At 70.7% G+C, this 23,220-nt stretch carries 21 protein-coding genes; 4 read left to right on the forward strand and 17 right to left on the reverse strand.

The window, feature by feature from the left end:
• Positions 1-192 precede the first annotated feature (192 nt).
• Positions 193-2,007 (forward strand): S9 family peptidase, encoded by a 1,815-nt coding sequence (locus tag ACIODU_RS00970; RefSeq protein ID WP_401762414.1) that lies wholly within the window; start codon positions 193-195, stop codon positions 2,005-2,007.
• Positions 2,008-2,273: 266 nt separating this feature from the next.
• Positions 2,274-3,038, forward strand: a complete 765-nt coding sequence (locus ACIODU_RS00975) for an SURF1 family protein (protein WP_401762415.1) — start codon at positions 2,274-2,276, stop codon at positions 3,036-3,038.
• 64 nt (positions 3,039-3,102) lie between these two features.
• Here ACIODU_RS00975 and ACIODU_RS00980 read toward each other — a convergent pair whose 3' ends face one another.
• From ACIODU_RS00980 to ACIODU_RS00995, 4 genes are all read right to left on the reverse strand, one after another.
• Positions 3,103-4,545 (reverse strand): hypothetical protein, encoded by a 1,443-nt coding sequence (locus ACIODU_RS00980; RefSeq protein WP_401762417.1) that lies wholly within the window; start codon positions 4,543-4,545, stop codon positions 3,103-3,105.
• Positions 4,542-5,117 (reverse strand): SigE family RNA polymerase sigma factor, encoded by a 576-nt coding sequence (locus ACIODU_RS00985; RefSeq protein WP_327238597.1) that lies wholly within the window; start codon positions 5,115-5,117, stop codon positions 4,542-4,544. The genes ACIODU_RS00980 and ACIODU_RS00985 overlap by 4 nt, the downstream gene beginning before the upstream one ends.
• 434 nt (positions 5,118-5,551) lie before the next feature.
• Positions 5,552-6,610 (reverse strand): aspartate-semialdehyde dehydrogenase, encoded by a 1,059-nt coding sequence (locus ACIODU_RS00990; protein WP_401762419.1) that lies wholly within the window; start codon positions 6,608-6,610, stop codon positions 5,552-5,554.
• A 76-nt stretch (positions 6,611-6,686) separates the two neighbouring features.
• The gene (locus ACIODU_RS00995; RefSeq protein ID WP_161311291.1) at positions 6,687-7,988 is read right to left on the reverse strand and encodes an aspartate kinase; all 1,302 of its coding nucleotides are present in this window, start codon (positions 7,986-7,988) and stop codon (positions 6,687-6,689) included.
• A 460-nt stretch (positions 7,989-8,448) separates the two neighbouring features.
• Between ACIODU_RS00995 and ACIODU_RS01000 the strand changes: the two genes are divergently transcribed.
• Entirely contained in the window at positions 8,449-9,309 is an 861-nt protein-coding gene (locus ACIODU_RS01000; RefSeq protein ID WP_401762422.1) for a hypothetical protein, read from the forward strand.
• On the opposite strand, the gene ACIODU_RS01005 is transcribed toward ACIODU_RS01000, so the two are convergent.
• The 10 genes from ACIODU_RS01005 to ACIODU_RS01050 all read right to left on the reverse strand — a co-directional run bounded on the left by ACIODU_RS01005 (position 9,278) and on the right by ACIODU_RS01050 (position 17,541).
• Positions 9,278-9,607 carry a hypothetical protein gene (locus tag ACIODU_RS01005; protein WP_401762423.1) on the reverse strand — a complete coding sequence of 110 codons (330 nt, stop codon included), beginning with the start codon at positions 9,605-9,607 and terminating at the stop codon, positions 9,278-9,280. The genes ACIODU_RS01000 and ACIODU_RS01005 overlap by 32 nt on opposite strands.
• A gap of 129 nt (positions 9,608-9,736) precedes the next feature.
• Positions 9,737-10,621 carry a hypothetical protein gene (locus ACIODU_RS01010; RefSeq protein ID WP_401762425.1) on the reverse strand — a complete coding sequence of 295 codons (885 nt, stop codon included), beginning with the start codon at positions 10,619-10,621 and terminating at the stop codon, positions 9,737-9,739.
• 254 nt (positions 10,622-10,875) lie between these two features.
• A complete protein-coding gene (locus tag ACIODU_RS01015) occupies positions 10,876-11,454 on the reverse strand; it encodes a Uma2 family endonuclease (RefSeq protein ID WP_401762428.1) in 579 nt (192 codons plus the stop codon).
• 50 nt (positions 11,455-11,504) lie between these two features.
• On the reverse strand, positions 11,505-12,623 hold the full coding sequence (locus tag ACIODU_RS01020; protein ID WP_401762430.1) for a hypothetical protein: 1,119 nt from the start codon (positions 12,621-12,623) through the stop codon (positions 11,505-11,507).
• Between the two features lie 91 nt (positions 12,624-12,714).
• The gene (locus ACIODU_RS01025; protein WP_401762433.1) at positions 12,715-13,464 is read right to left on the reverse strand and encodes a hypothetical protein; all 750 of its coding nucleotides are present in this window, start codon (positions 13,462-13,464) and stop codon (positions 12,715-12,717) included.
• Positions 13,461-15,284 carry an alpha/beta hydrolase gene (locus ACIODU_RS01030; protein WP_401762436.1) on the reverse strand — a complete coding sequence of 608 codons (1,824 nt, stop codon included), beginning with the start codon at positions 15,282-15,284 and terminating at the stop codon, positions 13,461-13,463. Before ACIODU_RS01030 ends, ACIODU_RS01025 begins: the two co-directional genes overlap by 4 nt.
• Positions 15,281-15,679: a hypothetical protein gene (locus ACIODU_RS01035; protein ID WP_401762439.1), complete on the reverse strand. Its 399-nt coding sequence runs from the start codon at positions 15,677-15,679 to the stop codon at positions 15,281-15,283. The genes ACIODU_RS01030 and ACIODU_RS01035 overlap by 4 nt, the downstream gene beginning before the upstream one ends.
• A gap of 116 nt (positions 15,680-15,795) precedes the next feature.
• Positions 15,796-16,473: a DUF5063 domain-containing protein gene (locus tag ACIODU_RS01040; protein ID WP_356421065.1), complete on the reverse strand. Its 678-nt coding sequence runs from the start codon at positions 16,471-16,473 to the stop codon at positions 15,796-15,798.
• Positions 16,466-17,065 carry a recombination mediator RecR gene (gene recR, locus ACIODU_RS01045; RefSeq protein ID WP_161311300.1) on the reverse strand — a complete coding sequence of 200 codons (600 nt, stop codon included), beginning with the start codon at positions 17,063-17,065 and terminating at the stop codon, positions 16,466-16,468. Before recR ends, ACIODU_RS01040 begins: the two co-directional genes overlap by 8 nt.
• Positions 17,066-17,205: 140 nt before the next feature.
• Positions 17,206-17,541: a YbaB/EbfC family nucleoid-associated protein gene (locus ACIODU_RS01050; RefSeq protein WP_161311310.1), complete on the reverse strand. Its 336-nt coding sequence runs from the start codon at positions 17,539-17,541 to the stop codon at positions 17,206-17,208.
• A 285-nt stretch (positions 17,542-17,826) separates the two neighbouring features.
• Here ACIODU_RS01050 and ACIODU_RS01055 point away from each other — a divergent pair, with 285 nt between their 5' ends.
• Positions 17,827-18,780, forward strand: a complete 954-nt coding sequence (locus ACIODU_RS01055) for an SLATT domain-containing protein (protein WP_401762443.1) — start codon at positions 17,827-17,829, stop codon at positions 18,778-18,780.
• Between the two features lie 162 nt (positions 18,781-18,942).
• On the opposite strand, the gene ACIODU_RS01060 is transcribed toward ACIODU_RS01055, so the two are convergent.
• From ACIODU_RS01060 to ACIODU_RS01070, 3 genes are all read right to left on the reverse strand, one after another.
• The gene (locus ACIODU_RS01060) at positions 18,943-19,593 is read right to left on the reverse strand and encodes a hypothetical protein (RefSeq protein WP_161311312.1); all 651 of its coding nucleotides are present in this window, start codon (positions 19,591-19,593) and stop codon (positions 18,943-18,945) included.
• A 205-nt stretch (positions 19,594-19,798) separates the two neighbouring features.
• The gene (locus tag ACIODU_RS01065) at positions 19,799-22,459 is read right to left on the reverse strand and encodes a dolichyl-phosphate beta-glucosyltransferase (protein ID WP_401762446.1); all 2,661 of its coding nucleotides are present in this window, start codon (positions 22,457-22,459) and stop codon (positions 19,799-19,801) included.
• The gene (locus ACIODU_RS01070; RefSeq protein ID WP_401762449.1) at positions 22,426-23,109 is read right to left on the reverse strand and encodes a GntR family transcriptional regulator; all 684 of its coding nucleotides are present in this window, start codon (positions 23,107-23,109) and stop codon (positions 22,426-22,428) included. The genes ACIODU_RS01065 and ACIODU_RS01070 overlap by 34 nt, the downstream gene beginning before the upstream one ends.
• Positions 23,110-23,220: the final 111 nt, after the last annotated feature.

Genomic DNA, 23,220 nt, shown 5'->3' on the forward strand with positions numbered 1-23,220 from the left:
GTCCTCGGCTTCGATTCCGTGACGCGTCCGCCCCCCACAGTGCCCCCGGCGGCGGGGCCGCGCATCTCGGACCTGGGGCGGACCTGGGCGGGACCTGGGCCGGACCTGGGCGGGAAAGTTATCCACAGGCAGTTGTCCACAGGCTGGGCGGTACGCCGACCGAATGTCCTGGCTCGGGCGCAGAATGGGGTCATGACTCAGATCACCGGTTCGATGCCGGATTGGGAGAAGCGCTTCCGGGCGCCGCGGGTTTCGCTGCCCGACTGGGCGGAGGACGCTCCGCAGCGGGCGCTGTTCGTGTCGAACGCGACGGGGACGTTCGAGCTGTACGCGTGGGACCGGTCGACGGGCGAGCAGCGGCAGGCGACGGACCGGCCGAACGGGACCACGGACGGGGTGCTGTCTCCCGACGGCGAGTGGATCTGGTGGTTCTCCGACACGGACGGGGACGAATTTGGAGTCTGGATGCGCCAGCCCTTCGTGACCTCCCCCTCCGGGACCGGGGCGGGCGCGGGCGCCGGCGACGAGCCCGCGACACCGGGGCTCGCCCCCTCCTATCCGGGCGGGCTGGCGCTCGGGCGGGACGGGACCGCCATCGTGGGGCGGTCCACCGACGAGGACGGGTCGACCCTCCATGTCGTACGGCCCGGGGAGCCGCCCGTCGAGATCTACCGTCACCGGGAGTCCGCGGGGGTCGGGGACCTCTCGTACGACGGCGATCTGCTCGCGATCGAGCACACCGAGCACGGGGACGCGATGCACTCGGCGGTCCGGGTGCTGCGGCTGGACGGTTCGGTGGTCGCCGAGCTCGACGACACCGCGGGCGGGACGCGCGAGCTGGGTCTCGAGGTGCTGGGGTTCGCGCCGGTGGCCGGGGACAGCCGGCTGCTCGTCGGGCACCAGCGGCGGGGGCGCTGGGAGCCGATCATCTGGGACCCGCTGACCGGCGAGGAGACCGATCTCGCCATCGAGCTGCCCGGGGACGTCAACGCCGAGTGGTATCCGGACGGGTCGGGGCTGCTGGTCACGCACAGCTTCGAGGCGCGCGACGAGCTGTGGCGGTACGACTTCGTCCGGCGCGCGCTGATCCAGGTGGACACCCCGCCCGGCACGGTGGTGGGGGCGACGGCCCGGCCGGACGGGAGCGTCGAGTACCTGTGGTCGTCGGCCGAACTGCCGCCGGAGGTACGGTCCACGGCGGGCGGGGTCGTGCTCGATCCCCCCGGAGCCGCCGCGCCCGCGTCGGTGCCGGTGGAGGACGCGTGGGTGCCGGGTCCCGGCGGGCGGGTGCACGCGCTGGTGCAGCGGCCGGCGGGCGAGGGGCCGTTCCCGACGGTCTTCGAGATCCACGGCGGGCCGACGTGGCACGACAGCGACGCGTTCGCGGCCGGGCCCGCCGCGTGGGTGGACCACGGGTTCGCGGTGGTACGGGTCAACTACCGCGGGTCGACGGGGTACGGGCGCGACTGGACGGACGCGCTCAAGCACCGGGTCGGGCTGATCGAGCTGGAGGACATCGCGGCGGTCCGGGAGTGGGCGGTGACGTCCGGTCTCGCGGACCCGGCGAAGCTGGTCCTTTCGGGTGGATCGTGGGGCGGCTATCTGACCCTGCTCGGGCTCGGCACGCAGCCCGAGGCGTGGGCGCTGGGGCTGGCGGCGGTCCCGGTCGCGGACTACGTGACGGCCTACCACGACGAGATGGAGGCCCTGAAGGCGATGGACCGCACGCTCCTGGGCGGCACGCCGGAGGAGGTGCCGGAGCGCTTCGAGGCGTCGTCCCCGATCACGTACGTCGACGCCGTACGGGCGCCGGTCTACATCTCGGCCGGTGTCAACGATCCGCGCTGCCCGATCCAGCAGGTGGAGAACTACGTCGACCGCCTGGCGGCCCGGGGCGCGCCGCACGAGGTGTACCGGTACGACGCGGGTCACGGCTCGCTGGTGGTGGAGGAGCGGATCAAGCAGGTCCGGATGGAGCTGGACTTCGCGGTGCGGCATCTGGCCTAGCGGGTGGTGGGGGCTCTCGGCGCTGCCGCCGCCCGCCGCCGCCCGCCGCCGCCTGCGCGGTGGGGGCGGGAGCCGGGAGGTAGCGAGGCGGGAGGTAGCGAGGCGGGAGGTAGCGAGGCGGGAGGTAGCGAGGCGGGAGGTAGTGGGGAAAGTCAGCGGGGGGTAGCGAGGCCGGAGGTGGCAGCGGGTATCGAGGGGGGAGGTAGTGGGACCCGGGGATGGGGGGCGGGGGCTGGGGGGTGGGGGGCATTCCGTACCGTGGAGGGGTGTATCGCTTCCTGGTGACTCCCCACTGGTGGGGGATCAATCTGTTCGTCGTCCTGGCGATCCCCGTCTGCATCTTCATGGGCACCTGGCAGCTCGGGCGCTTCGAGGACCGCGTCGCCACCCAGAACGCGGCCGAGAAGAGGCCGGACCCCGCCAAACAGGACGCCGCACCGCTGGCGACGCTGCTCCCCGTCGATCAGGAGACCTCCGGCCGGCACACGACGGCGACGGGGCGGTACGCCGACCAGTTCGTCGTGCCGGACCGGGAGTTGGACGGGAAGGACGGTTCGTACGTCCTGACCATGCTGCGTACGGACAGCGGCAAGGCGCTCCCCGTGGTGCGCGGCTGGCTGGCCGACGGCGAGAAGGTGCCCGCGCCGCCGGCCGGTGAGGTCACCGTGACCGGGGCGCTCCAGGCGTCGGAGACCTCCGGTTCCACCGGGGTGCATACGAGTGGCGGGCTGCCGCGGGGGCAGCTCGGGATGATCAGCGCGGCGTCGCTCATCAACGTCGTGCCGTACCAGGTGTACGACGCCTGGGTCACCGTCAGCCAGGCGTCGCCGGGGCTGCTGCCCGTACCGGCCACGGCGGCGGAGAACACCGGGCTGGACCTGAAGGCGTTCCAGAACCTCGGGTACACGGGTGAGTGGTTCGTGTTCGCGGGGTTCGTGGTCTTCATGTGGTTCCGGTTGTTCCGGCGCGAGGTGGAGAGCGCGAAGGACCGGGCGCTCGGGCTGGATCTGGGGCTGGACACCGCCGCCTGAGCGGTTGCCCGAAGCCGGTTAGGCCCGGCCCGCGGACCCGGCCCTCGCCATGCTCCTCGCCCGCCTACGACGGCGGGAGTACGCCCGTACGGTAGATCGTGCCCGCGCACGCGTTCGGGATCGTCGCCTGGGCGACCGGGGAGCCCGGTTCCGCCGTGTGGGAGACGGTGACGCTGCCGTCCTCCGTGCCGCCGTCGGTGACCAGCTGCGGGGCGGTGTTCGTGGTGTCCGTACCGGACGTGGCGCCCGAGCCCGGGTTGGAGGCGCTGCCACCGCTGCCACCGCCGGCGCCCGACGACACGTTGTCCGTCGGCGAGGGATCCGGGGAGGGCTCGCTCGTCGGACAGGTGTCGGCCGGCACCCAGGCGAACCGCACCTCGTACGCGCTGTTCGGCGCGAGGACCAGCGCCGACGCTTCCTGGGACGGGTCCGGCAGGCCGCTCGCCCGGTCGCCCGCCGTGTGCTGGACGACCGCGATCCTGCCCGGGTCGGCCGCGCCCGCCGCCGTGAAGTTGAAGGAGCCCTTGCCGGCGACCGAGCAGTCGCTTCCCGAGACGTTGGCGACGCGGAAGGTCCCGTACACCGTGCCGTCCGACGTCGGCGTCCCCGTCTGGGCCGTCACGACGTTGAGCTGGCCGGGGTCGCACACGGGTGAGGAGGCGGCGAGAGTGTCGTCCGGCTGCGCCGTACTCCCCGTACCACCGTTGACGGAGCCCGATGCCGTGTCCTGGGGCTCGTCGGGGCTGCCGGACGCGTTCGGGTCCTCCGACGCCTTGCCGGGCAGGTGGTCGGTGTCCTTCTCGATCCCGCCCGAGGACTTCTCGCTTTCGCCGCCGCTCCGGTCCTCCGTACCGTGACCGGCGTTGATGGCGCTTTTGTCCGACGAGCTGCCGGAGTTGGCGACATGGACGAACGCCGGGATCGCCGTACCGCACAGCAACGCGGCGGCCGCGACGCCCACCATCGCCTGGCGCTTCCTGGCGCGCCGGGTCGGGACCGCCCTGCGGAGGTGGTCGAGCGCGCCGTCGGACGGCTCCAGATCCTCCACCGCGGTGTGGAACAGCCGGCGCAGCGCCAGCTCGTCGTCCCCGGAGTCGGAAGCGGGAGAGAGGAGGGAGGCAAGGCCGGCGCCCGTAGCAGCGCCGGTGCCCGTACCAGCCCCGTTGTCGCCGCCGAGGGCCCTGCCCGGGCCACTCGGCTCGTTCTCCGGCACCTTGTTCACAGTTCCGTTTCCAGTCAGGTCGGTCAGGTCGTTCATCGGCGCGTCGAGCTCGTCGCCCGGCCGGTGGTCGGTCGCGTGGTTTCCCGCGTGATCCTCCGCGTGGTCCGTCTCGCGGGCTTCCCCGCGGTCTCTCGCGCGGTCCCGATCACGGTCGCCGTCACGGCCCCTGTCACGGTCGCCGTCGCCGCTCCCGTCGTGGTCCCACCCGCCCGGCCCCTGCCGTGCGTTCTCCCGGCCGTCTCCGTCTCCCCGGCCGTTCGTACGGCCGAAGCCGCGCCCTTTCATGCCTGTGCCTCCATCACGACGCGCAGCGCCTTGATGCCCCGCGAGCCGTACGCCTTCACCGAACCCAGCGATATCCCGAGGGTCTCGGCGACCTGCGCCTCCGTCATGTCCGCGAAGTACCGGAGCACCAGCACCTCGCGCTGCCGCCGCTGGAGCCCGCGCATCGCCTTGATCAGCGCGTCCCGCTCCAGCTGGTCGTACGCCCCCTCCTCCGCGCTCGCCATGTCCGGCATCGGCTTGGAGAGGAGCTTGAGTCCCAGGATCCGCCGCCGCAGCGCGGACCGAGAGAGGTTCACGACCGTCTGGCGCAGATACGCCAACGTCTTCTCCGGCTCCCGTACACGATTGCGCGCGGAGTGCACCCGGATGAAGGCTTCCTGCACGACGTCCTCGCAGGAGGCGGTGTCGTCCAGGAGCAGGGCGGCGAGACCGAGCAGCGAACGGTAGTGCGCGCGGTAGGTCTCCGTGAGGTGGTCGACGGTCGTACCCGCCGCCACCGTGTCGTCACTTCCGTCGCGCTGGGACGGAATGCGGGTGGAACGCGCGGCGGGCATGCGGGCGATCACCGGCATACCGCCGGGCGCACGCGGACGCCGGACGGGGCGCACTGCCGCGCCGCGCACCGGGACGATCGCTGTGATGTCGAGAACCTCTGCCACGCCTGTTGGACACGCTCCCCCCCGTCAGGGTTGTACGCGTAGGTCCACCCATTTGACGTTGCACCAAATACCGTCATGCGTACCTGATCTCCCCCAATGCCCCATTTGCTCGCGGCACCCCGCACCCCCACAGGCGCGACCGCATAGACGCCTCCCGGCGAGCGAGCGGTTGCGGAACTCCCGAAGGAAACTCACAGAAAGACTGATACGCATCGTCGGACACGACGACACAGCAGTTCAAGCGGTACAGACCATCGTCTTGATCACAGGGTGTTCACAGATCCTACAAACACTTAAGGATCCGGGGCTTCTCGTTTTCTCCCGACTGCGCGCGCCTCAGCGGGACTTCAGCCCTTCGACAGCTCGACCGCCACCGCCTCGGCGATCTGCGCCACGTTGAGCGCCGCGCCCTTACGGAGGTTGTCGCCGCAGACGAACAGTTCGAGGGCCCGGGGGTCGTCCAGCGACCGCCGTACGCGCCCCACCCATGTCGGATCCGTGCCCACCACGTCCGCGGGCGTGGGGAAATCACCCGCGCCCGGGTTGTCGAACAGCACCACACCCGGCGCGGTCGCCAGGATCTCGTGCGCCCGGTCGACGGTGATCTCCTGCTCGAAACGCGCGTGTACGGCCGCCGAGTGGGCGGTGATCACGGGGACGTTGACGCAGGTCGCGGAGATCCGCAGCCCGGGCAGGTCCAGGATCTTGCGGGTCTCGTCGCGGATCGCCAGCTCCTCCGACGACCAGCCGCCGCCCTGGACCGAACCGGCCCACGGCACCACGTTCAGGGCGAGCGGCGCAGGGAAGGGCCCGGTGGTGTCCCCCACCGCGCGGCGTACGTCGCCCGGATGCGTACCGAGATCCGTACCGGCGACGAGCGAGAGCTGGTCGCGCAGCGCGGAGACGCCGTCCTGGCCGGCGGCGCTGACGGCGAGGTACGACGAGACGACCAGTTCGCGCACCCCGAACTCGGCGTGCAGCGCGCCCACCGCGACGACCATCGACAGCGTGGCGCAGCCGGGGCTCGCCACGATGCCGCGCGGACGGGAGCGTACGGCGTGGGCGTTGAGCTCCGGAACCACCAGCGGAACGTCCGGATCCATCCGGAAAGCCGATGAGTTGTCCACCACGACCGCGCCCTTGGCGACGGCGACGGGTGCCCACTGGGTGGACACGTCGTCCGGTACGAGGAACACCGCGACGTCCACGCCGTCGAGCGCCTGCTCGGTGAGCGCGAGGACCTCGGTCTCCCGGCCCCGTACGGACAGCTTGCGGCCGTTCGTACGGGGCGAGGCGACGAGCCGGATGTCGCCCCAGACGTCGGCGTGCTGCGACAGGATCTGGAGCATGACGGCGCCGACCGCACCGGTCGCACCCACGACCGCGAGCGTCGGCTTTCCGTTCATCGCAGGGTGCCTTCGTTCATCGCCGCGTGCCTTCGTTCGTCATCGGGTGCCACCGCTCACCGTCGGATGCCACCGCTCATCGTCCGGTGCCGCCGTACACCACGGCCTCGTCGGAGTCGCTGTCGAGGCCGAAGGCGGTGTGCACGGCACGTACCGCCTCCGTCACCTCGTCCGCACGGGTGACGACCGAGATGCGGATCTCACTGGTCGAGATCAGCTCGATGTTCACGCCCGCGTTCGACAGCGCCTCGAAGAAGCCCGCGGTCACCCCCGGGTTGGTCTTCATGCCGGCGCCGACCAGCGAGATCTTGGCGATCTGGTCGTCGTACCGCAGCGAGTCGAAGCCGATCTTCGCCTTCGTCTTCTCCAGCGCGTCGATCGCCTTGCGCCCCTCGGACTTGGGCAGCGTGAAGGAGATGTCGGTCAGACCGGTCGCCGCGGCGGACACGTTCTGCACGATCATGTCGATGTTGATCTCGTTGTCCGCGATGGCGCGGAAGATCGTGGCGGCCTCGCCGGGCTTGTCGGGGACGCCGACGACCGTGATCTTCGCCTCGGAGGTGTCGTGGGCGACACCGGAGATGATGGCCTGCTCCACCTTGCGGTCCCCTTGCGGTTCGTGACTGAGCGGTTCGCGATTGAGCGGTTCGTGGCTGACCCACGTGCCCGGCAGCCCCGAGAAGGACGAGCGGACGTGGATCGGGATGTTGTAGCGGCGCGCGTACTCGACACAGCGGTGCAGCAGCACCTTCGAGCCGGAACTCGCCAGCTCCAGCATGTCCTCGAACGAGATCCACTCGATCTTGCGGGCCTTCGTCACGACCCGCGGGTCGGCGGTGAAGACGCCGTCGACGTCGGTGTAGATCTCGCAGACCTCGGCGTCCAGCGCGGCCGCGAGGGCGACGGCGGTGGTGTCGGAACCGCCCCGCCCCAGGGTGGTGATGTCCTTCTTGTCCTGGGACACGCCCTGGAATCCGGCCACGATGGCGATGTTGCCCTCGTCCAGCGCGGTACGGATCCGGCCCGGCGTGACATCGATGATGCGCGCCTTGTTGTGGACCGAGTCGGTGATGACGCCCGCCTGGCTGCCGGTGAACGACTGGGCCTCGTGGCCCAGGTTTTTGATCGCCATGGCCAGCAGCGCCATGGAGATGCGCTCTCCCGCGGTCAGCAGCATGTCGAACTCGCGCCCGGCAGGGATCGGGGACACCTGCTCGGCGAGATCGATCAGCTCGTCCGTCGTGTCGCCCATCGCCGAGACCACGACGACGACCTGGTGGCCGTTCTTCTTGGCGTCGACGATTCGCTTGGCGACCCGCTTGATGCCCTCGGCATCGGCTACGGAGGAGCCTCCGTACTTCTGCACGACAAGGCCCACGTGCGCTCCTCGCTCAATCCATCACTACTGTCGGCTCAGTCTAACGAGCGGCCGTACGACGCCCCGCCTATATCACATCGTGAGATGTCCCGCTCACTGAATGATCACCGGGGTACGGGCGCGGCCGCTCGGTGGGGATGCATGCCCGCGATCACCGGGGCCACGCGGAACGTAACCCACGTCACACCGCAGAGCGACGAGCCGAAGCGACCACAGGGTGGCCGGAGGGTCGTACACGAAGGCCGTACGCGAGGGTTGTACGGGAACGCGTCTCGATCGGACGGCTCTGGCGTTGCGTGAGCATCACAATCACCGAGGCGGGTCTCATTTCTTGATCATGGGACGGCAAAGAAACGTACTTTCGGTCGACCAACAGAATTCCGCCAGCATCTGCGTGTCGCCGAACGGTGAACGTCGGGCGGGGGGACCGTTGTTCACCGAGACACAGAGGAACCGTTTCATGCGCAGCACCACCAGCACTGCCCGCACCACCACCGCCCGTGCCGCCGCGGCCCGTACCACCCTCGCGGGCAGCGCCCTCGTCCGCCGTACCGCCGTCGCCGCGTCCGCGCTCTCGCTCGCCCTGCTGGTCAGTGCCTGCGGCGGCTCCGACGACAGCGCGGCCGACTCCGACAAGAAGGCCGGCAAGACCGCCGACAAGTCCACGTCGAGCGCCGCGGCCAAGCCGGCGGCGGACGCGGCCGACGCCACCGCCCTGTCCCAGGCCGAGCTGGACAAGCTGGTGCTGGCCGAGGGAGATGTGAAGGGTTACAAGATCGCCAAGGCGTCCGCGGCCGAGATCGCCATCGGGAAGGGCATCACCACCGACAACGAGGCGTGCACCCCGCTGGTCGACGTGCTGGGCTTCCGCCCGTTGGGCAAGCCCGCCGCGTCCTCGCCCGTCCGGTTCACGAGCGTCCCGGAGAAGCCGGGCGCCGACGCGTCGCCCGAGGACGCGCTGGCCGCCCTCGGCGACATGACGATGGCCGCCGAGACCCTCAACTCGTACGCCGGTCAGGGCGCCCCGGAGGCGCTGGAGGCGCTGAGCGCGGCGGGCAAGGCGTGCGCGGGAGGCTTCACGTACACCGCCGACGGGGAGAAGACGAAGGTCACGAAGGTCGCCCCGGCCACCTACACGGCCGGCGACGAGGCGGTCGCCTTCACCGTGACCTCGGAGGTGGAGGGCGAGACCACCTCGTCCCCGCTGGTGGCGGTGCGCAAGGAGGGCCTGCTCGCGACGTTCATGTCGCTCAGCCTGGGCGGCGGCGACAGCAAGCAGCCCAAGGACATCATCGACGCGCAGCTGGCCAAGCTCGGCTGATCGCCTCCCGGCAGAGGTCGCAGCCCGTCCCGGCACCGCGCCGGGACGGGTTCGCGCCGGTGTGGGGCTGGTTGGCGGCGGCGGAGAGCGCGGGTACGGGGGTGTCCGCCGCGCCCTTCGCCACCGCTCGCACCAGTACGGCGCCGGCCCCGACCAGGCTCCGCGCGGTGAGCGCGCCCATGGCGAGGGCGGTACGGCGTACGCGCCGGGCGTGTTCGGTACGGCGCGTCGTGGGGAACGCGGCGGTGGAGAGGGTCGTGCAGGCGGGCGCGGTCGTCGGGCCGGTCGCGCGTGCCACGCGCGTCACACGTTTCCTACGTTTCACACGGACAGGCATGGGCGATCGAGTCCATTCCGACGAATCCGACAAAGTTTGTTCAATGCGCAACCAAGCTACCCGACCCCCTACCCGACCCCGTCCGGGGAACTACCCCACCAGACCCGTGATCTTCCAGAGCGAGCCACCGCCGCTGACGACATCGGTCGCGTAGGCGTCCCCGTTCCTGTCGACCCTGAAGAAGACGGAGTTGAGACCGCGCAGGGTGGCGATCTCGACGGCCTCGCCGGTGACCGGATCCAGCCGGGTCACCTCGGAACCCACGGCGAAGTACACCTGCCCGTCGCTCCCGACGGAGATGGACGTGGGCTCGTACTGCTCCCTGGCGAGGCTCTTGACCGCGCCGGTGGTCAGGTCGGTCTGGAGGATGCGCCCGGTCATCATGTCGGCGGTGTAGGCGCGGCCCTTGCCGTCGAGCGCGATGCCCTGGGAGAGGCCGAGGCCGGCGGCGACGACGCGTACGGGCTGCCCCGCCCGTACCTCGTACAACTTCCCGGCACTGCCGGTCGCGTACGTGACACCCGCCGCACTGTGGACGATGCCGTGCAGCGGCCCCAGCCCGCCGGCGAGCAACTCCTGCGAACCAGTGGCGAGGTTCACCTTCCGCAGATTCCCGTCGAAGTCACCGACGTACGCACTGCCGTCACCGTCCAGGTCCACCCCGCGGAGATTGCCGAGGCCCTTGGCGACGGTGGTCGTGGCACCGGTGGCGAGGACGACCTTGCGGAGGTCGCCGCCGGCGTACGTGATGTACGCGTTGCCGCTCGCGTCGAGCACGGAGGTGACGGGTTCACCGAGCCCGGAGACGAGCGAACGGCACGAGACGGAAGGGCAGTTGACGACGGCGGGGGCGGCGGCAGGGGCGACTGCGGGGGCGACAGCGCTGGTGGCGTTCGCCGTGTTCCCGGAAACCCCACCGGTGAGGACAAGAGCCCCCGCGGCGAGGGTCCCCACGGCGACGGCGGTGAGGCGCACGCGCCAGGTCGGTCGGGAGGTGCCGGTCGAACTAGCCGAAGAAGCAGTCACGATCGAGTCCATTCCGTGTCGGGGCCGAGTGCACGACCGCACAGATGTACGGCCGTACGTGCCGATCCAGTACGCCGGGAGCAGCCAAGGTCACCCCGCCCACCCCCACCAGACATACGGCCCCGAGATCCCCAGAGTTCAACACCCGTCAGAAACCGGCCGGAACGGGTGGCCGCGCACCCCGGGCGGCACTCGGGCGGCACTCAATCCGCGTAGTGCTTGAGCTTCTCCGTGTCGAGGGTGAAGCCGACGGGGTCGGGGAGTTCGACAAGAGCGCCGAAGGGCCGGGTGGTGACAGCCCGGTACACGCCGTTCTCCGGTTCCGAGTGGACCGTGACAGAAGACGCGTCCCTGTCGACGAGCAGATAGACGGGGATCCCGGCAGCCGCGTACCCGTCGGGCTTCTCGACGCGGTCGCGACTACCGGTATCGGCGTCGTACGACGTGACCTCGGCGACCAACAGCACACCGTCGGGTGCGGCCCACTCCCCGGCGCCGACGAAGTGGTCGTCGGGCGCGAGTGTCCCGTCCGGCCGGGCCCGCCCGTTGCGGTACGAATCGACCTTCAGCCCTTGCTCCGCATAGAGCCACAGCTCGGGCCTGTGCTGGATGCACTGCTTCTGCAACCACTTCACGATCTCGTTGTGGTTACCGTCCGGCGCGGCCTTGACCTGGACCTTTCCCTTGATGAACTCCAGCCGCACCGTTTCGGGCGCGTGGCAGGCAAGCTCTTCGAATACCTCGATCGACATCTGGGGCCGGTCAGCGGTACTGGGGGTCATGGCGTCGCCTCCTCCCCTCCATGGTGCCCCGACCAGGCTCTCCCGCACGCTCATTCCGCCCTCGCCTGACCGAGAGGCGCGTGCATCTGCTGCGGAATCGGGCGGGCCTTGAAGCCCGCCATGGCTCGGCACTCGTCGGCGCGGCGGGCGACGTTCACCTGGGCGGGGACGGCGAGGAACGTGTCCGGTACGCGGTCGACGACCACGCCCGCGTCCTCGGCCGCGTCGTACGCCGCCATCTCCTCGCGGCAGTCCAGGCACACGCCCCGGATCAGCGGCTTCACGTTGTCGGCGACGTCGCAGGTCATGCAGACCATGACCGCGAGATTGACGTGGGCGGGGGCGTGGAACGGCTCGGGCGGCATCTTGTTCTCCAGTCGGGTACGGGCGATCGCCCCCGGGCTGCGCAACGGCTGCGGCAGCCCCGCGGTCAGCGAACGCACCAGGTGATCGGGCGACGCCCCCCGCGCCAGCCACTCGGCGGCGAGGGATTCGAGCGCGGCGCACTCGCGGGCGGACAGGGTCATACGGGGCTCGGTGCGCCCGAGCCGGGCGAGGATGCGGTACGCCTCCGAGGGGGCGGGCCGTAGGGGTACGGGTACGGCGGCCGGCTGTACGAGCGCGGATGCGAACGCGGGCGCGGGCGCGGCAGCGGGCGGTACGGGTTCGGTCCGAACGGACCCGTCGTGAATGGGCACGTCGTGCTTGGACGCGTTGTGAACGGGCGCGGCCTCCGCCGCCTTCTTCCGGCGCTCCAGCTCAGTGACGTCAACTCCGTGCAACCGCTGCACAAACGCGGTCCACCACGCGTCATCCCTGGACGTACGCGAGAAATACGTGTGCGTCACCCAGCGGAAGCTGTTGTCCTCCAGCCGCAGATGCTCCTTCACGCGCCGCAGATGCCCGGCGTCGGAGAGGAAGTTCAGCGCCTTGCCGCACGCCTGCTGGCCGTAGTCGGCGATGTTCGCCGCGAGGGCCTTGTACCCGATCGCGGCCCCCTCGGGCAGACGATCGATGTACGCGGCGATCGCCGCTTCCCTCGTGCGCAGATGTACGAAGTCGGCCTCGCCGCGCGGGCATTGGTCGGGCGCACAGCGCTTCCCGTACCCGGGATTGGCCGGGGGGTGTGCGGGCGCGGGCAGGGCAGCACTAAAGTCGGTGAAAGCCACGATCGAAGTCGCAATCGATTCGTTGGTCAGGCCCCGGGGCCCGGTGTTGGCGCACCGGCCGGGGCCGTTCAATGCTCCGAACGCTAAACGGTCACCACGCTGCGGCGCAAGCCGAGCACGGAAAGTCATCTCGCCTGGTCCGCGAGGGACTTGGGCGGGAGGTTGGGTTCCCACCACCTCCCACTCCTATGGGAAGAGCCCGAGCCCCGAGACCCGAAACCCGAGGCTCAAGCCCCGGGCCGACCTGCGGGATCGCGTGCGCGGCGGGTGCGGCGCACGCGTTCAGTTGGCGGGGGGGCGCCGACCAGAAGTCCGAGTGGACGTTGGGGTACGGGATCTCGACGCCTTCGTAGGCGGGGCCGTTGGGTGGGGTGGTGGGCTCGGCGACGTCGGAGCGGTCCACGCATGGGGTGGCTACCTCGAAGAACGCCTGGCCCTTGTCGCCGATCGTCAACGCCAGCTGGAAGCCGTCGGACGTCTCGGCGAAGATCGCAGGAAATTTCCTGCTGCTGTCCACCGAGGTGATCTCGTAACCCGTCTTCTTCCAGAACCGCTCGACCACTCCGAGGAAGCTCCCCCGCCGCTCTTCGGAGATGATCGTCATCACCGTGCGCCGCCGCGACAGGTCGCAGCTACCAGACGTCGTGTCATCGTGGGCCCAGCGCACGGCCGGTCGAATGGCCTCCATCGTCGCGTCGAGCATGGAATCCGAACGCTCGGCCGCCTCTTGCATATCCATGGCTGCCCCTTCGCCTTTCCCTTCCTGCTCCAGAACTCCGCAGCCCGCGATCAGCAGAGCCGTCGAGAAGAGGAGGGCGGTTCGTGTGCCGAAGCGCGTCACCGCCGGACCTCCTCGACAATCTCGTCGGATTTTCCGGCCACGATCTTGGAGATGTTGTTCGTCGACACGAGGTCCTTTCCTGGCGTGAAGTACTGGGAATGCGCCTCAAAGAGGCCCAGTTCGGTGACAGGGTGCGGCCCATCGCCGACTCGGAAGCGCCTGGCCCCGAATGCCTCGCTGGCCGGATCCTTGCCGAACCAGAGGTCGTCGTCGTGTTGGTCGGCGAGATCTCCTGCGACAACCGCGCCCAGCGGGCCGGCCAAGAGATACCCCGCCCCGCCCGCCACGCTCTGCTGGCCGGAGGGAAGTCTGGTCACCGGGTCGTTCTCGGCGGCTCCGACGAAGACATGGCTCCTGCCCACGCCGAGAGCCTCCGCTCTGTCTGCTCCGACACCAGGACTTCCGAGCAGGATGATGTCGTCCGCTCCTGGAATACCGCTGTCCCGTTGGGCTGCGGTGCCAACGGTGAAAGAGCCGTAGGAGTGGCCGATCGCGGTCAGATGTGGATCCCTATGGTCATTGGTGGCGACCAACCCGTCCATGAAGCTGTTGTAGGCGGGGGCTCCCCGCTTCGCGTCGCCCTCACCCATGACATCCGCGCTCTGTGGGGCGTCATAGCCGAGCCACACAATGGCCGCGCTGGACTTGTCGTACTTCCGGGCGTACAACGCAGTGTCCTGGCCTCGCTGGAGCGTGCCCTCCGCGAACTCCCCATCGAGCTTCGTGCCGAGCCCCGGCACGTACGCCGACACGTTCCGCGATGTGTCCGGGTTGCCGAATGCCACGATCGCGCGGCCGTTTCCCTCTGTTCCGATGCCGAGCAGGAACATCGGCACACGGCTGGGCTCGTTCAGCCTCTTCTCGATTCCCCGAAGGCCCTCCAGCTTCGCCCTCGCGTCCTCGCCGCCCTGTTTCTCCAACTGGTCGATGAGGAGCGGGAGGTAGTGGCGGTTCGCCTCGTCCCGGGACAGGGACGGGATGCCGTCCAGGTTGCCGATCAGGTCGGGGGCGACCTCCATGTAGTCGTTGCGTTGTTCCTCCGTCAGAGAGGTCCACCACGCGTGGATCGCCTGGGGCGACCGCTCCGACGGGATGCCGCGTTCCAGGTAGCGTTCCGCCGTTTCGCGGACCGTTGCCGTGTCTCGGGTGGTGTCCGACAGCGTTGCTTCGGTGACGTCCAGGCCTTTCGCGGCCTTGAGGTTGTTCAGGGCCCGGGTGTAGCGGTCGTCGATTTCCGTCGCCGATCTCACCGCCCTCGCGATGCGGTCCGCGATGGCTTGGGCCTTCGCCGCGTTCGGGTTGGGGGCGGGAGCGTCCGTCCGTAAGGGCGCTGTGTATTCGTCTGTCAGGCCGGGGAGTTGGAGCGCCTGCGTCGCGTTACCCCTTGCTCCGCCTCCCGGAGCCCTCCCCGCGCCCAGCCCGCCTCCCAGGTACGTGTCCGCCTCCGCCGGGGGGTAGTTCACCGCGCCGTCCGGCTGGACCGTGAACCCGAGCGACGCCGCGTCCTCCAGCGCCTCCGTCAGCTCCCCCTGCGCGCGCGTCAGTTCGGCCGACAGGCCGTTCAGCGTCGTCCTGATCAGCGCCGCCTCGGTGTGCACGTACTGGTAGTTCCGGCTCAGGCGGCGCAGCCTCGCGATCGCCGCCCGCGCCGACTCGCTCTCCTGCGTCTCCCGCAGTTTCGCCGTCATCGCCCGGTCCACCGCGTCCCGGTCCGCCTCGGCCCGCGCCGACACCTCGTGCCAGCCGTCGCCCGCGTCCTCGAACTCCGAGGGTTTCAGGTCCCGTAAACGCTGCCAGGTCAGGAGGGAGCCGGTCGTCATCCGCGTGCCCTGACCACCCGGAGCGCGGAGCCCACCGCCGCGTCCGTCTCCCCCAGCTCCCTGCCCACCTGGTTCAACGCCCCCGCCAGGTAGGCGCATTCACCCCGCACCGCGGCGAGGCGTTCCTCCCAGGAGGCCAGTACCGCCGTGGCCGCCGCCACCGCCGACAGTCCCCGTCCGCCGGCCACCATGCCCTCGTGCGCCGGGCGCAGGCGGGCGCGGCTCCGTTCCGCGTTCGTCCGCAGGGTGTTCGCCGTACCGGACGCGCTCGTCCACGGGCCGGTGGTGTGTCGCAGCCCGCGCGGATCCGCGAACGGGGGTGACAGGGGTACGGATGGGTCCGTCCCCTGTCCCGACAGGGCGAATACCTGCTGCCATCCCGCCGAGTACCGCACCGTCGCACTCCCGCGCCACATCCGTCGCGGTGCGCGTTCACACCGTCGCTCAGCGTGACATTAGCGCGGGTCCGTCCTCCAAGGCCAACAGAGCGTGAGGAACACCATCCCCGTATCTACGACCTCGCCGGCCGTGCCCCCAGCCCCAGCGGTCCGCCGATCTCCTCCGCCATCACCCGGCCCGCCTCCTCCGCCAGCGCGTCCTCCGCGTCCTCGCTGAGGTCCTGGTCCGTGTCCAGGCCGTCCAGGGCCGGGAGCGGCTGGTCCAGGCGGACGTGGGCGACCAGGGAGTGGAGGGCGCGGAGGGTGGCCGAGGCCGTGGAGCCCCAGTTCGAGAAGTACGAGAACTGCCACCACCACATCGCCTCGGTCGTCCGCCCCGCGCGGTAGTGCGCCAGGCCGTGGCGCAGGTCCGCCACCACCCCCGCGATGTCGTCCGAGATCCGCGCCGCGACCGGCGCCTTCCTCGGCTCGTACGGGTCGAAGACCTCCGAGTAGACGTCGATCGGCTCCAGGAGCAGGGCGAACCGCTCGCGCAGGTCGTCCGTGTCCGGCTCCGGGCCGAGGTCCGGCTCGTACCGCTCGTCGGGGAGGATGTCCTCGTGCGCCCCGAGCCGGCCGCCCGCCAGCAGGAGCTGGGAGAACTCCAGCAACAGGAACGGTACGGCGCTGTCCGGCTCGTCGCCCTTGGCGACCTCCGTGACCGCGACGATGAAGCTCTCGATCTGGTCGGCGATCTGGACCGCGAAATCGTCCGGATCCTGATGAACCGCGTGCAGCGTTGCGTCAGACATCGAGAAGTCGTCTCCCCTCGAAGGCACGCCCCAGCGTGACCTCGTCGGCATATTCGAGGTCGCCCCCCACGGGGAGACCGCTGGCCAGGCGTGTGACCCGCAGGCCCATCGGTTTGATCATGCGGGCGAGGTACGTCGCCGTCGCCTCGCCTTCCAGATTCGGGTCCGTCGCCAGGATCAGCTCCGTGACCGTGCCGTCCGCGAGGCGGGTGAGCAGCTCGCGGATCCGCAGATCGTCCGGGCCCACGCCCTCGATCGGGCTGATCGCCCCGCCGAGGACGTGGTATTTCCCCCGGAACTCGCGCGTACGCTCCACCGCGACGACGTCCTTCGGTTCCTCCACCACGCAGATCACCGTCACGTCCCGGCGGACGTCACGGCAGATCCCGCACAGCTCCTCCTGCGCGACATTGCCGCACACCGCGCAGAACCTGACCTTGTCCTTGACCTCGAGGAGGGCGTGGGCGAGGCGGCGGACGTCGGTCTGCTCGGCCTGGAGGATGTGGAAGGCGATCCGTTGCGCACTCTTGGGGCCGACGCCGGGCAGCCTGCCCAGTTCGTCGATGAGGCCCTGAACCACGCCTTCGTACAACGGATTGCCTTTCCTGGTGCCGCGTCTGCGCTCGGTGCTGTGCAGTGCCGTGCAGTGCTGTCTGCTGTGCGTGCTGGGTCGTACGCACGTTGTACGTACATATGGTGTACGTACGTACCGTAGTTGGTGCTCCTGTGCCTTCAGAAGGGCAGGCCCGGCATCCCGCCCAGGCCCTGCGCCAGCGGGCCCAGCTTCTGCTGCTGGAGCTGGTGCGCGTTCTCGTTCGCGGCGTGCACCGCGGCGACGACAAGGTCCGCGAGCGTCTCCGTGTCGTCCGGGTCCACGGCCTTCGGGTCGATGACGAGGGCACGCAGCTCACCGGAGCCGTTGACCGTGGCCTTCACGAGGCCACCGCCCGCCTGCCCGTCGACCTCGGTCGCCGCGAGCTCTTCCTGTGCCTGTGCCAGCTCCTGCTGCATCTTCTGGGCCTGCTGGAGGAGCTGCTGCATGTTCGGCTGACCACCACCGGGAATCACGGTCACTCCTGGCATTTCGAGGACGTTTTCATCTGTAAGGCGAGCCTACGTGGTCCCCGAGCAGCGCGCCCTACCCCATGGGGACCAACTCTTTCGAGTGAGTGCTCCGGGCTCCTCTACCTGATCAACACGGCCGCGCGGGCGGAAACCCCCGGATTTCGAGCCTCCGGCCCGCCATTCGGCGGTAGGAAGTGCATGCGCGTCAACACCCGTCGTCACAGCGTCACACATTGTCACGATGTGTGTCCGAAGATCCGTCACAGCAGACCGCAGAGGAGTACCCCGGTGAGCCAGCCGGAGATGCAGCCCGGAGGCCCCGCCCGGGAGGAGGACCCCTCGGACCACTCGTACCCGTCGAACCGCCACGACGCGTCGAACCGGCCCGACCCGCCCGACCACCCCTCGGACGCGCAGAGCAGAGCGGACCCCGGCCGCCCTGATCCCGCCGACGCGTACGCCCCCCAGCCCGGGAACGGGAACGGGAACGGGAACGGGAACGGGAACGGCGACAGCGACGGAAACGGCAATGGGCGCGGAAACGGAAGCACCGCCCCCGGCCCGCCCGTCGGTGATCTCACCGGCGGCCCCTTCCCCCTCGGCGACTGGAACGAGCCGGCGGAGCGGCTGGACGAGCTGTACCGGTGGGCCGAGAACGGAGCCCTGCGTACGGTCGCCTGGTACCTCGCCGACCGGGTACGGAAACGGCGCGCCGCACGCGTCCTGCGCGCCGCCACGGCGTGCGCGGTGGTCGCGGGTACGGCCCTGCCGCTGCTGGACCTGACCCGCGCGCTCCCCGGGGCCGCGGGCTGGGGGTACGTCTCGCTCCTGCTGGGCGCGGCCTGCGTGGGCTGCGACCGGTACTTCGGGTTCACGTCCGGGTGGATGCGGTCGGTCGCGACGGCCCAGGCGGTGCAGCGCCGGCTCCAGACGTTCCAGTTCGACTGGGCGTCGGAGAGCGTACGGGAGGTGCTGGGCCCGGCCGAGGGCACCGCGAGCGAGGCGGCGGAGCGCTGCCTGAACGTGTTGCGGCGCTTCTCCGAGGACGTGACGGAGTTAGTTCGGTCGGAGACGGCGGACTGGATGGTGGAGTTCCGGTCGGGGCCCGCCCCGCTGGTCATGCAGTCCCTGGGGGGCGGTGGCGGGCGGCAGGACGCGGGGCCGGGACCGGGGCGTTTCCCCCTGCCCCCGGGCACCCGCCCCAACATGCCGCGCCAGCGGCCGCCGGAGTCGCCCCGGTGAGGTGAGCGGGGGCGGGAGACGGGAGAAGGGCGGGAGCCGGGAGAAGGGGCGGGAGGAGGTCCCGGAGCCGGCAAGGGACCGGGGCGGGTGCCGGCGCGCTCGCCCGACCCCCGCCCCGGCACCCCGGCGCCCGGCACCCGGGCACCCGGCACCCGGCCGCCGTCAGCTGAAGATGATCATGGAGCCTTGCGCCAGACTCCTCGTGGCCGCCGCGTGCAGCCCCAGCCAGACATGACGCTCCCTGGCGAACGGGCTGTCGTCGTACGGAATCGGGTTCGCCGGCTCCTCCAAGGAGGTCGGCCGGTCCGGCGGGGTCGGGGGAGAGGGCGGGTTGGCCGCGTCGATCCCGATCGACGCGGCGACGAATTCGAGCTCCCGCAGCAGACCGTGCGTGGAGCCCAGCGGGCCACCGCCCGCGAGGAGTTCCTCGTTCGACAGGGGTACGGCGAAGTCCACCGGGACGTACGCGCCCGCGTGGTCGTAGTGCCAGACCAGGTGCGACTGCTGGGCCGTCGACTCGAACATCTCCAGCAACTGCTCGTAGTCACCGCCCAGTTCACCGACCGGCGTGACCGCAAGGCCGCACACCTGGAGCAGGTACACACGCCGCAGGAAGTGCAGCGCGTCGTAGTCGAATCCGGCGACGGGGGCGACGTCCCCCGAGAGGCCCGGCATATAGGCGAAAACGGGGACGGCGGGGAGTCCGGCGTCGCCGAGCGCCTTGTCGTAGACGGCGATCTCATCGGCGAAGGGGTTGTCGGGGCTGTGGCACAGCACATCGACGAGGGGGACCAACCACAGGTCACAGGCCAAGGGAGGCTCGCTCTCCAACGAGTTCGTACGCGTGCGCGCGATGGTCACGATGGTCGGGACAGCGTAGTGCGGCGGGCACGTTCCGCGAAGGGTGCCGGTCGACCGGCCTTGCTCTCTCCCGTCGACCGGCCTTGCTCCCTCACTATGCGTCACCCGCCTCAGGAACCCCTACAGGCGACGTCGCGGGAGCCCGCCCCCGTACGCCTCAGGACCCCGCCCCCGAAGGCGGCAGGTCCCAGATCCAGACCCCGTCCACCCGCCTCCCCGGCTCACCCAGCAGCTTCTCCACCGTCTCGTACAGCGCCGCGTCGTTCGGCTGCGGCGCCAGCACGACCACCCCCGCCTTCCAGAACGCGAGGTCGAATCGCGCCTGGGCCTGCTGCCCGGGCCCGATGGGCGGCACCTGGCCGGTGTTACGGACCTCACTCAGCCAGTTCGAGGTGAAGCGCGGGGACGCCCCGTAGATCCCCACCCGGTCCGGCCCCCAGGGCCCGTTGAAGTACCCGCCCGGCACCGAGAAGCCGAGCCCGGACGCCGACTGCCAGTGCAGCGCCTCCGCCGCCCCGGAATCCGGCAGCGGTACGGGCACGACGGACTCGCCCGGGGAGACGTACGAGCGGTACGTGCCGTCCGCGATGAACGCCGGCACGTCCGGGCGCTCCCGTACCGGCATCGGCGTCGGAATGATCGGGATCAGCGCCGCCGCCAGCGCCAGCAGGCCGACGAGCCGTTCCGTACGCCGGGGGACGGCCTCCGCGTCCGCCAGCCGGTCCGCCGCCAGCGCCAGCAGCGCGCCCAGCGCCGGGGCGCAGATCATCGCCACCCTCGACTCGATGACCGACTCGAAGAGCGGCTGGTGCGCGAGGGCCCGCCAGGGGCCGGTCAGCACGACGTCCGTGAAGGGGATCCGTACCTTCGGCCCCAGCGAGAGCAGGGCGGCGACCACCGCCGTGCACGCCAGCGCCCGCACCACCGCCAGCCGCCACAGCCACACCACCAGCCCCACGGACAGGGCGATCAACGGCCAGCCGTAGAAGGCGTTCTGCTCGGTACGGTTCATGGCCAGCGGGTCGGCCGTCGCCTCCGTGCCGAAGAGCGCGCGGCCGGAGAAGTGGAGGAAGGAGAGCGGGCTGTTCCCGGCGTTGTCGCCGTGCAGGACGCTGTGGTAGCTCTGCGGGCCGAAGAACTGCCAGTACAGCGGGAACGCGAGCAGCGGCAGACACACCTGGAGCGCGTACCCGAGCCCCCGCAGCAGCGGGCGGATCGACGCCTTCGCGACGTCGCGGCGCTGGACGGCGTACGCGAGCGCGAAGAGCAGCATGCCCATGACGGCGAGCAGCAGCGGTTCCTCGCCGAGGAAGATCTGGTACGTCATGAAGAGGCCGAGGAGCACGCCGTCGCGGGCGACGCGGTGGGGGGCACCGCTCTCGCCCCCGGCGCCCCCCGCACCCGCCTCGCCACCCGGACCCGCACCCGCCTCGCACAGCCGCAGCGCCCGGTCGATGATCACCGGGATCATGAACAGCACCAGGAAGTTCGGATGCGCGTTCGCGTGCGACATCATCGGCGGCGCGAACGCGGCCAGCGCCGCGCCGAGCGCCGCGGCCCACCGGTTGCGTACCAGCCGGCGCGCGAACAGCCAGTACCAGGCCGTCGCCGTCGCCGCCAGCCCGAAGGTCAGGACCAGCGCCCAGGTGACGGTCGGCCCGAAGACCAGCGTGACGGGCGTGAGGGGGACGGAGAGGCCGAGCATGACGGTGTTCGCCATGAGGTTCACGCCGTCGGGGAAGTTCTGGAAGGTGGTGAAGAGCGGGTTGTGGAGGTGGCGCACGTTGTCCGCGGTGACCGCGAAGAACCACTCCCACTGGTTCTGGTCCGACCCCGAGTCGGCGAGGTAGGAGTGGCCGAGATCGTTCCAGAGGCCCTTGTAGAGGACGAGCGCGGCGAGGACGAAGAGGACGGTCACCGTCAGGTCGACGGGCCGCAGACCGGGGGCCCTGCGCGCCCAGCGCGCCGAACGCGACCGGCCCGCCTTGAGGCGTACCAGCTCCAGCAGCACCCGCCCGTAGTCCAACGGCCGTACCTTGGAGCCCGGTTGGTGCGCCCAGCGCACCGGGACCTCCGTCACCGGCCAGCCCGCGCGCCGGAAGTACCGCAGTATCTCGACGTCGATGCCCCAGCCGTCCAGCCGGGAGGCGGCGAACGCGGCGCGCGCCTGGTCGCCGTCGAACAGCTTGAAGCCGCACTGGGTGTCGGCTATGCCGTCGACCGCGACGGCCTGTATGAGGCGGTTGCCGAGGCGGCCCAGCCACTCGCGCAGCGCCCACTGACGCACTTCGATCCGGGCGTCGGGGTGGGCGCGGGAGCCGATGGCGGCGCCGGGGCCGGCGTCCGGGCCGCCGCCTGGACCATCGCCTGTGTGCTGCTCGCTGAGCTGCTTGTCCAGCCGGTCCAGCTCCTCGATCGGCGTCGCGAGGTCCGCGTCGGTGAGCAGGACGCGCCTGCCGTACGAGGCCAGTACGCCGAGGCGCAGCGCGTGCCCCTTGCCGTGGTTGCCGGAGCTGCGTACCACCCGTACGCGCGGTTCCTCGGCGGCCGCGGCCTCGGCCACCGCGACCGTACCGTCCGACGAGCCGTCGTCCACGACGATCAGTTCCCACTCGCCCCAGCGGCCCGGATCGGCGCCGAGATGGGCGCGGACGGCGTCGAGGGTGGGGCGCAGGCGCGCCTCCTCGTTGTACGCGGGGACGACCACGGAGAGGGCGACGGTCCGCCCGGCCGTCTCCGCGTCCGCCCCGCCCCGCCCCTCCGGCGCCCCCGGACCGCCCCCGCTCACCCGCGCGTGCTTTCCAGTCGGTCCGCCCATCTCAGGGCGTGCTCGTCGTACGCCCCGATCACCGCCCGTACCTCCCCGGCGTCCCCCAGGGTGAGCGCGTCGACCAGTGGTTCATGTCCGCTCCACAGCCACTTCTCGCCCTCCGCGTCCGCCCGCAGGAACGGCACCGAGAACACCCAGGCCTGCACCCGCATCCGGTGCAGGAACTCACACACGTAACGGTTGGCGATCAGCCCGCCCAGCTCCCGCCAGAAGCGCAGGTCGTACCCGATCAGGATGTCCAGGTCGCCGGCCCTGGCCGCCCGCGCGGCCTCCTCGGCCCTGCGCCGTACGGACACCAGGGACTCGCCGTGCGCGCGGGTCGCCAGACCCGTGCCGTCGAGCTTGCGGACCACGCCGTCCACGACCAGCGAACGCGCCTCGACCATCCCCCGGAAGTCCTCGACGGTGAACTGGTGGACGTGGAAGCCCCGGTGCTGGTCGGAGTCGAGCAGACCCTGCGCGGAGAGGTCGACGAGCGCCTCGCGCACGGGCGTCGCGGAGACCCCGTACTGCTCGGCGATGTGCTTGACGGTGAATTCCTGCCCCGGCAGCAAACGCCCAGCGAGCACTTCGTCACGCAGCGCGTCCGCGATCTGCTGCCGCAAGGTGCTGCGCGTCACAGCTCCGCTGGCAGGCATGGTGGTACGTCCCCTCGTCCGGCTCCCGACACCCTAAGCCAGCGGGCGCGGGACGACGTCACGCCCAGGCACGGGGTGACGTCACGCCCAGACACGGGGCGACGTCACACC

The sequence above is a fragment of the Streptomyces sp. NPDC088261 genome (assembly GCF_044740805.1).
Lineage (GTDB): Bacteria > Actinomycetota > Actinomycetes > Streptomycetales > Streptomycetaceae > Streptomyces.

Coding starts and splice junctions, on each gene's coding strand:
- ACIODU_RS01000 (WP_401762422.1), top strand. CDS start 8,449: ATGCGCAGCACCACCAGCACTGCCCGCACCACCACCGCCCGTGCCGCC.
- ACIODU_RS00980 (WP_401762417.1), bottom strand. CDS start 4,545: ATGAAAGGGCGCGGCTTCGGCCGTACGAACGGCCGGGGAGACGGAGAC.
- ACIODU_RS00985 (WP_327238597.1), bottom strand. CDS start 5,117: ATGCCGGTGATCGCCCGCATGCCCGCCGCGCGTTCCACCCGCATTCCG.
- ACIODU_RS00990 (WP_401762419.1), bottom strand. CDS start 6,610: ATGAACGGAAAGCCGACGCTCGCGGTCGTGGGTGCGACCGGTGCGGTC.
- ACIODU_RS01015 (WP_401762428.1), bottom strand. CDS start 11,454: ATGACCCCCAGTACCGCTGACCGGCCCCAGATGTCGATCGAGGTATTC.
- ACIODU_RS01070 (WP_401762449.1), bottom strand. CDS start 23,109: ATGCCTGCCAGCGGAGCTGTGACGCGCAGCACCTTGCGGCAGCAGATC.
- ACIODU_RS01065 (WP_401762446.1), bottom strand. CDS start 22,459: ATGGGCGGACCGACTGGAAAGCACGCGCGGGTGAGCGGGGGCGGTCCG.
- ACIODU_RS01040 (WP_356421065.1), bottom strand. CDS start 16,473: ATGTCTGACGCAACGCTGCACGCGGTTCATCAGGATCCGGACGATTTC.
- ACIODU_RS00970 (WP_401762414.1), top strand. CDS start 193: ATGACTCAGATCACCGGTTCGATGCCGGATTGGGAGAAGCGCTTCCGG.
- ACIODU_RS01030 (WP_401762436.1), bottom strand. CDS start 15,284: ATGACGACCGGCTCCCTCCTGACCTGGCAGCGTTTACGGGACCTGAAA.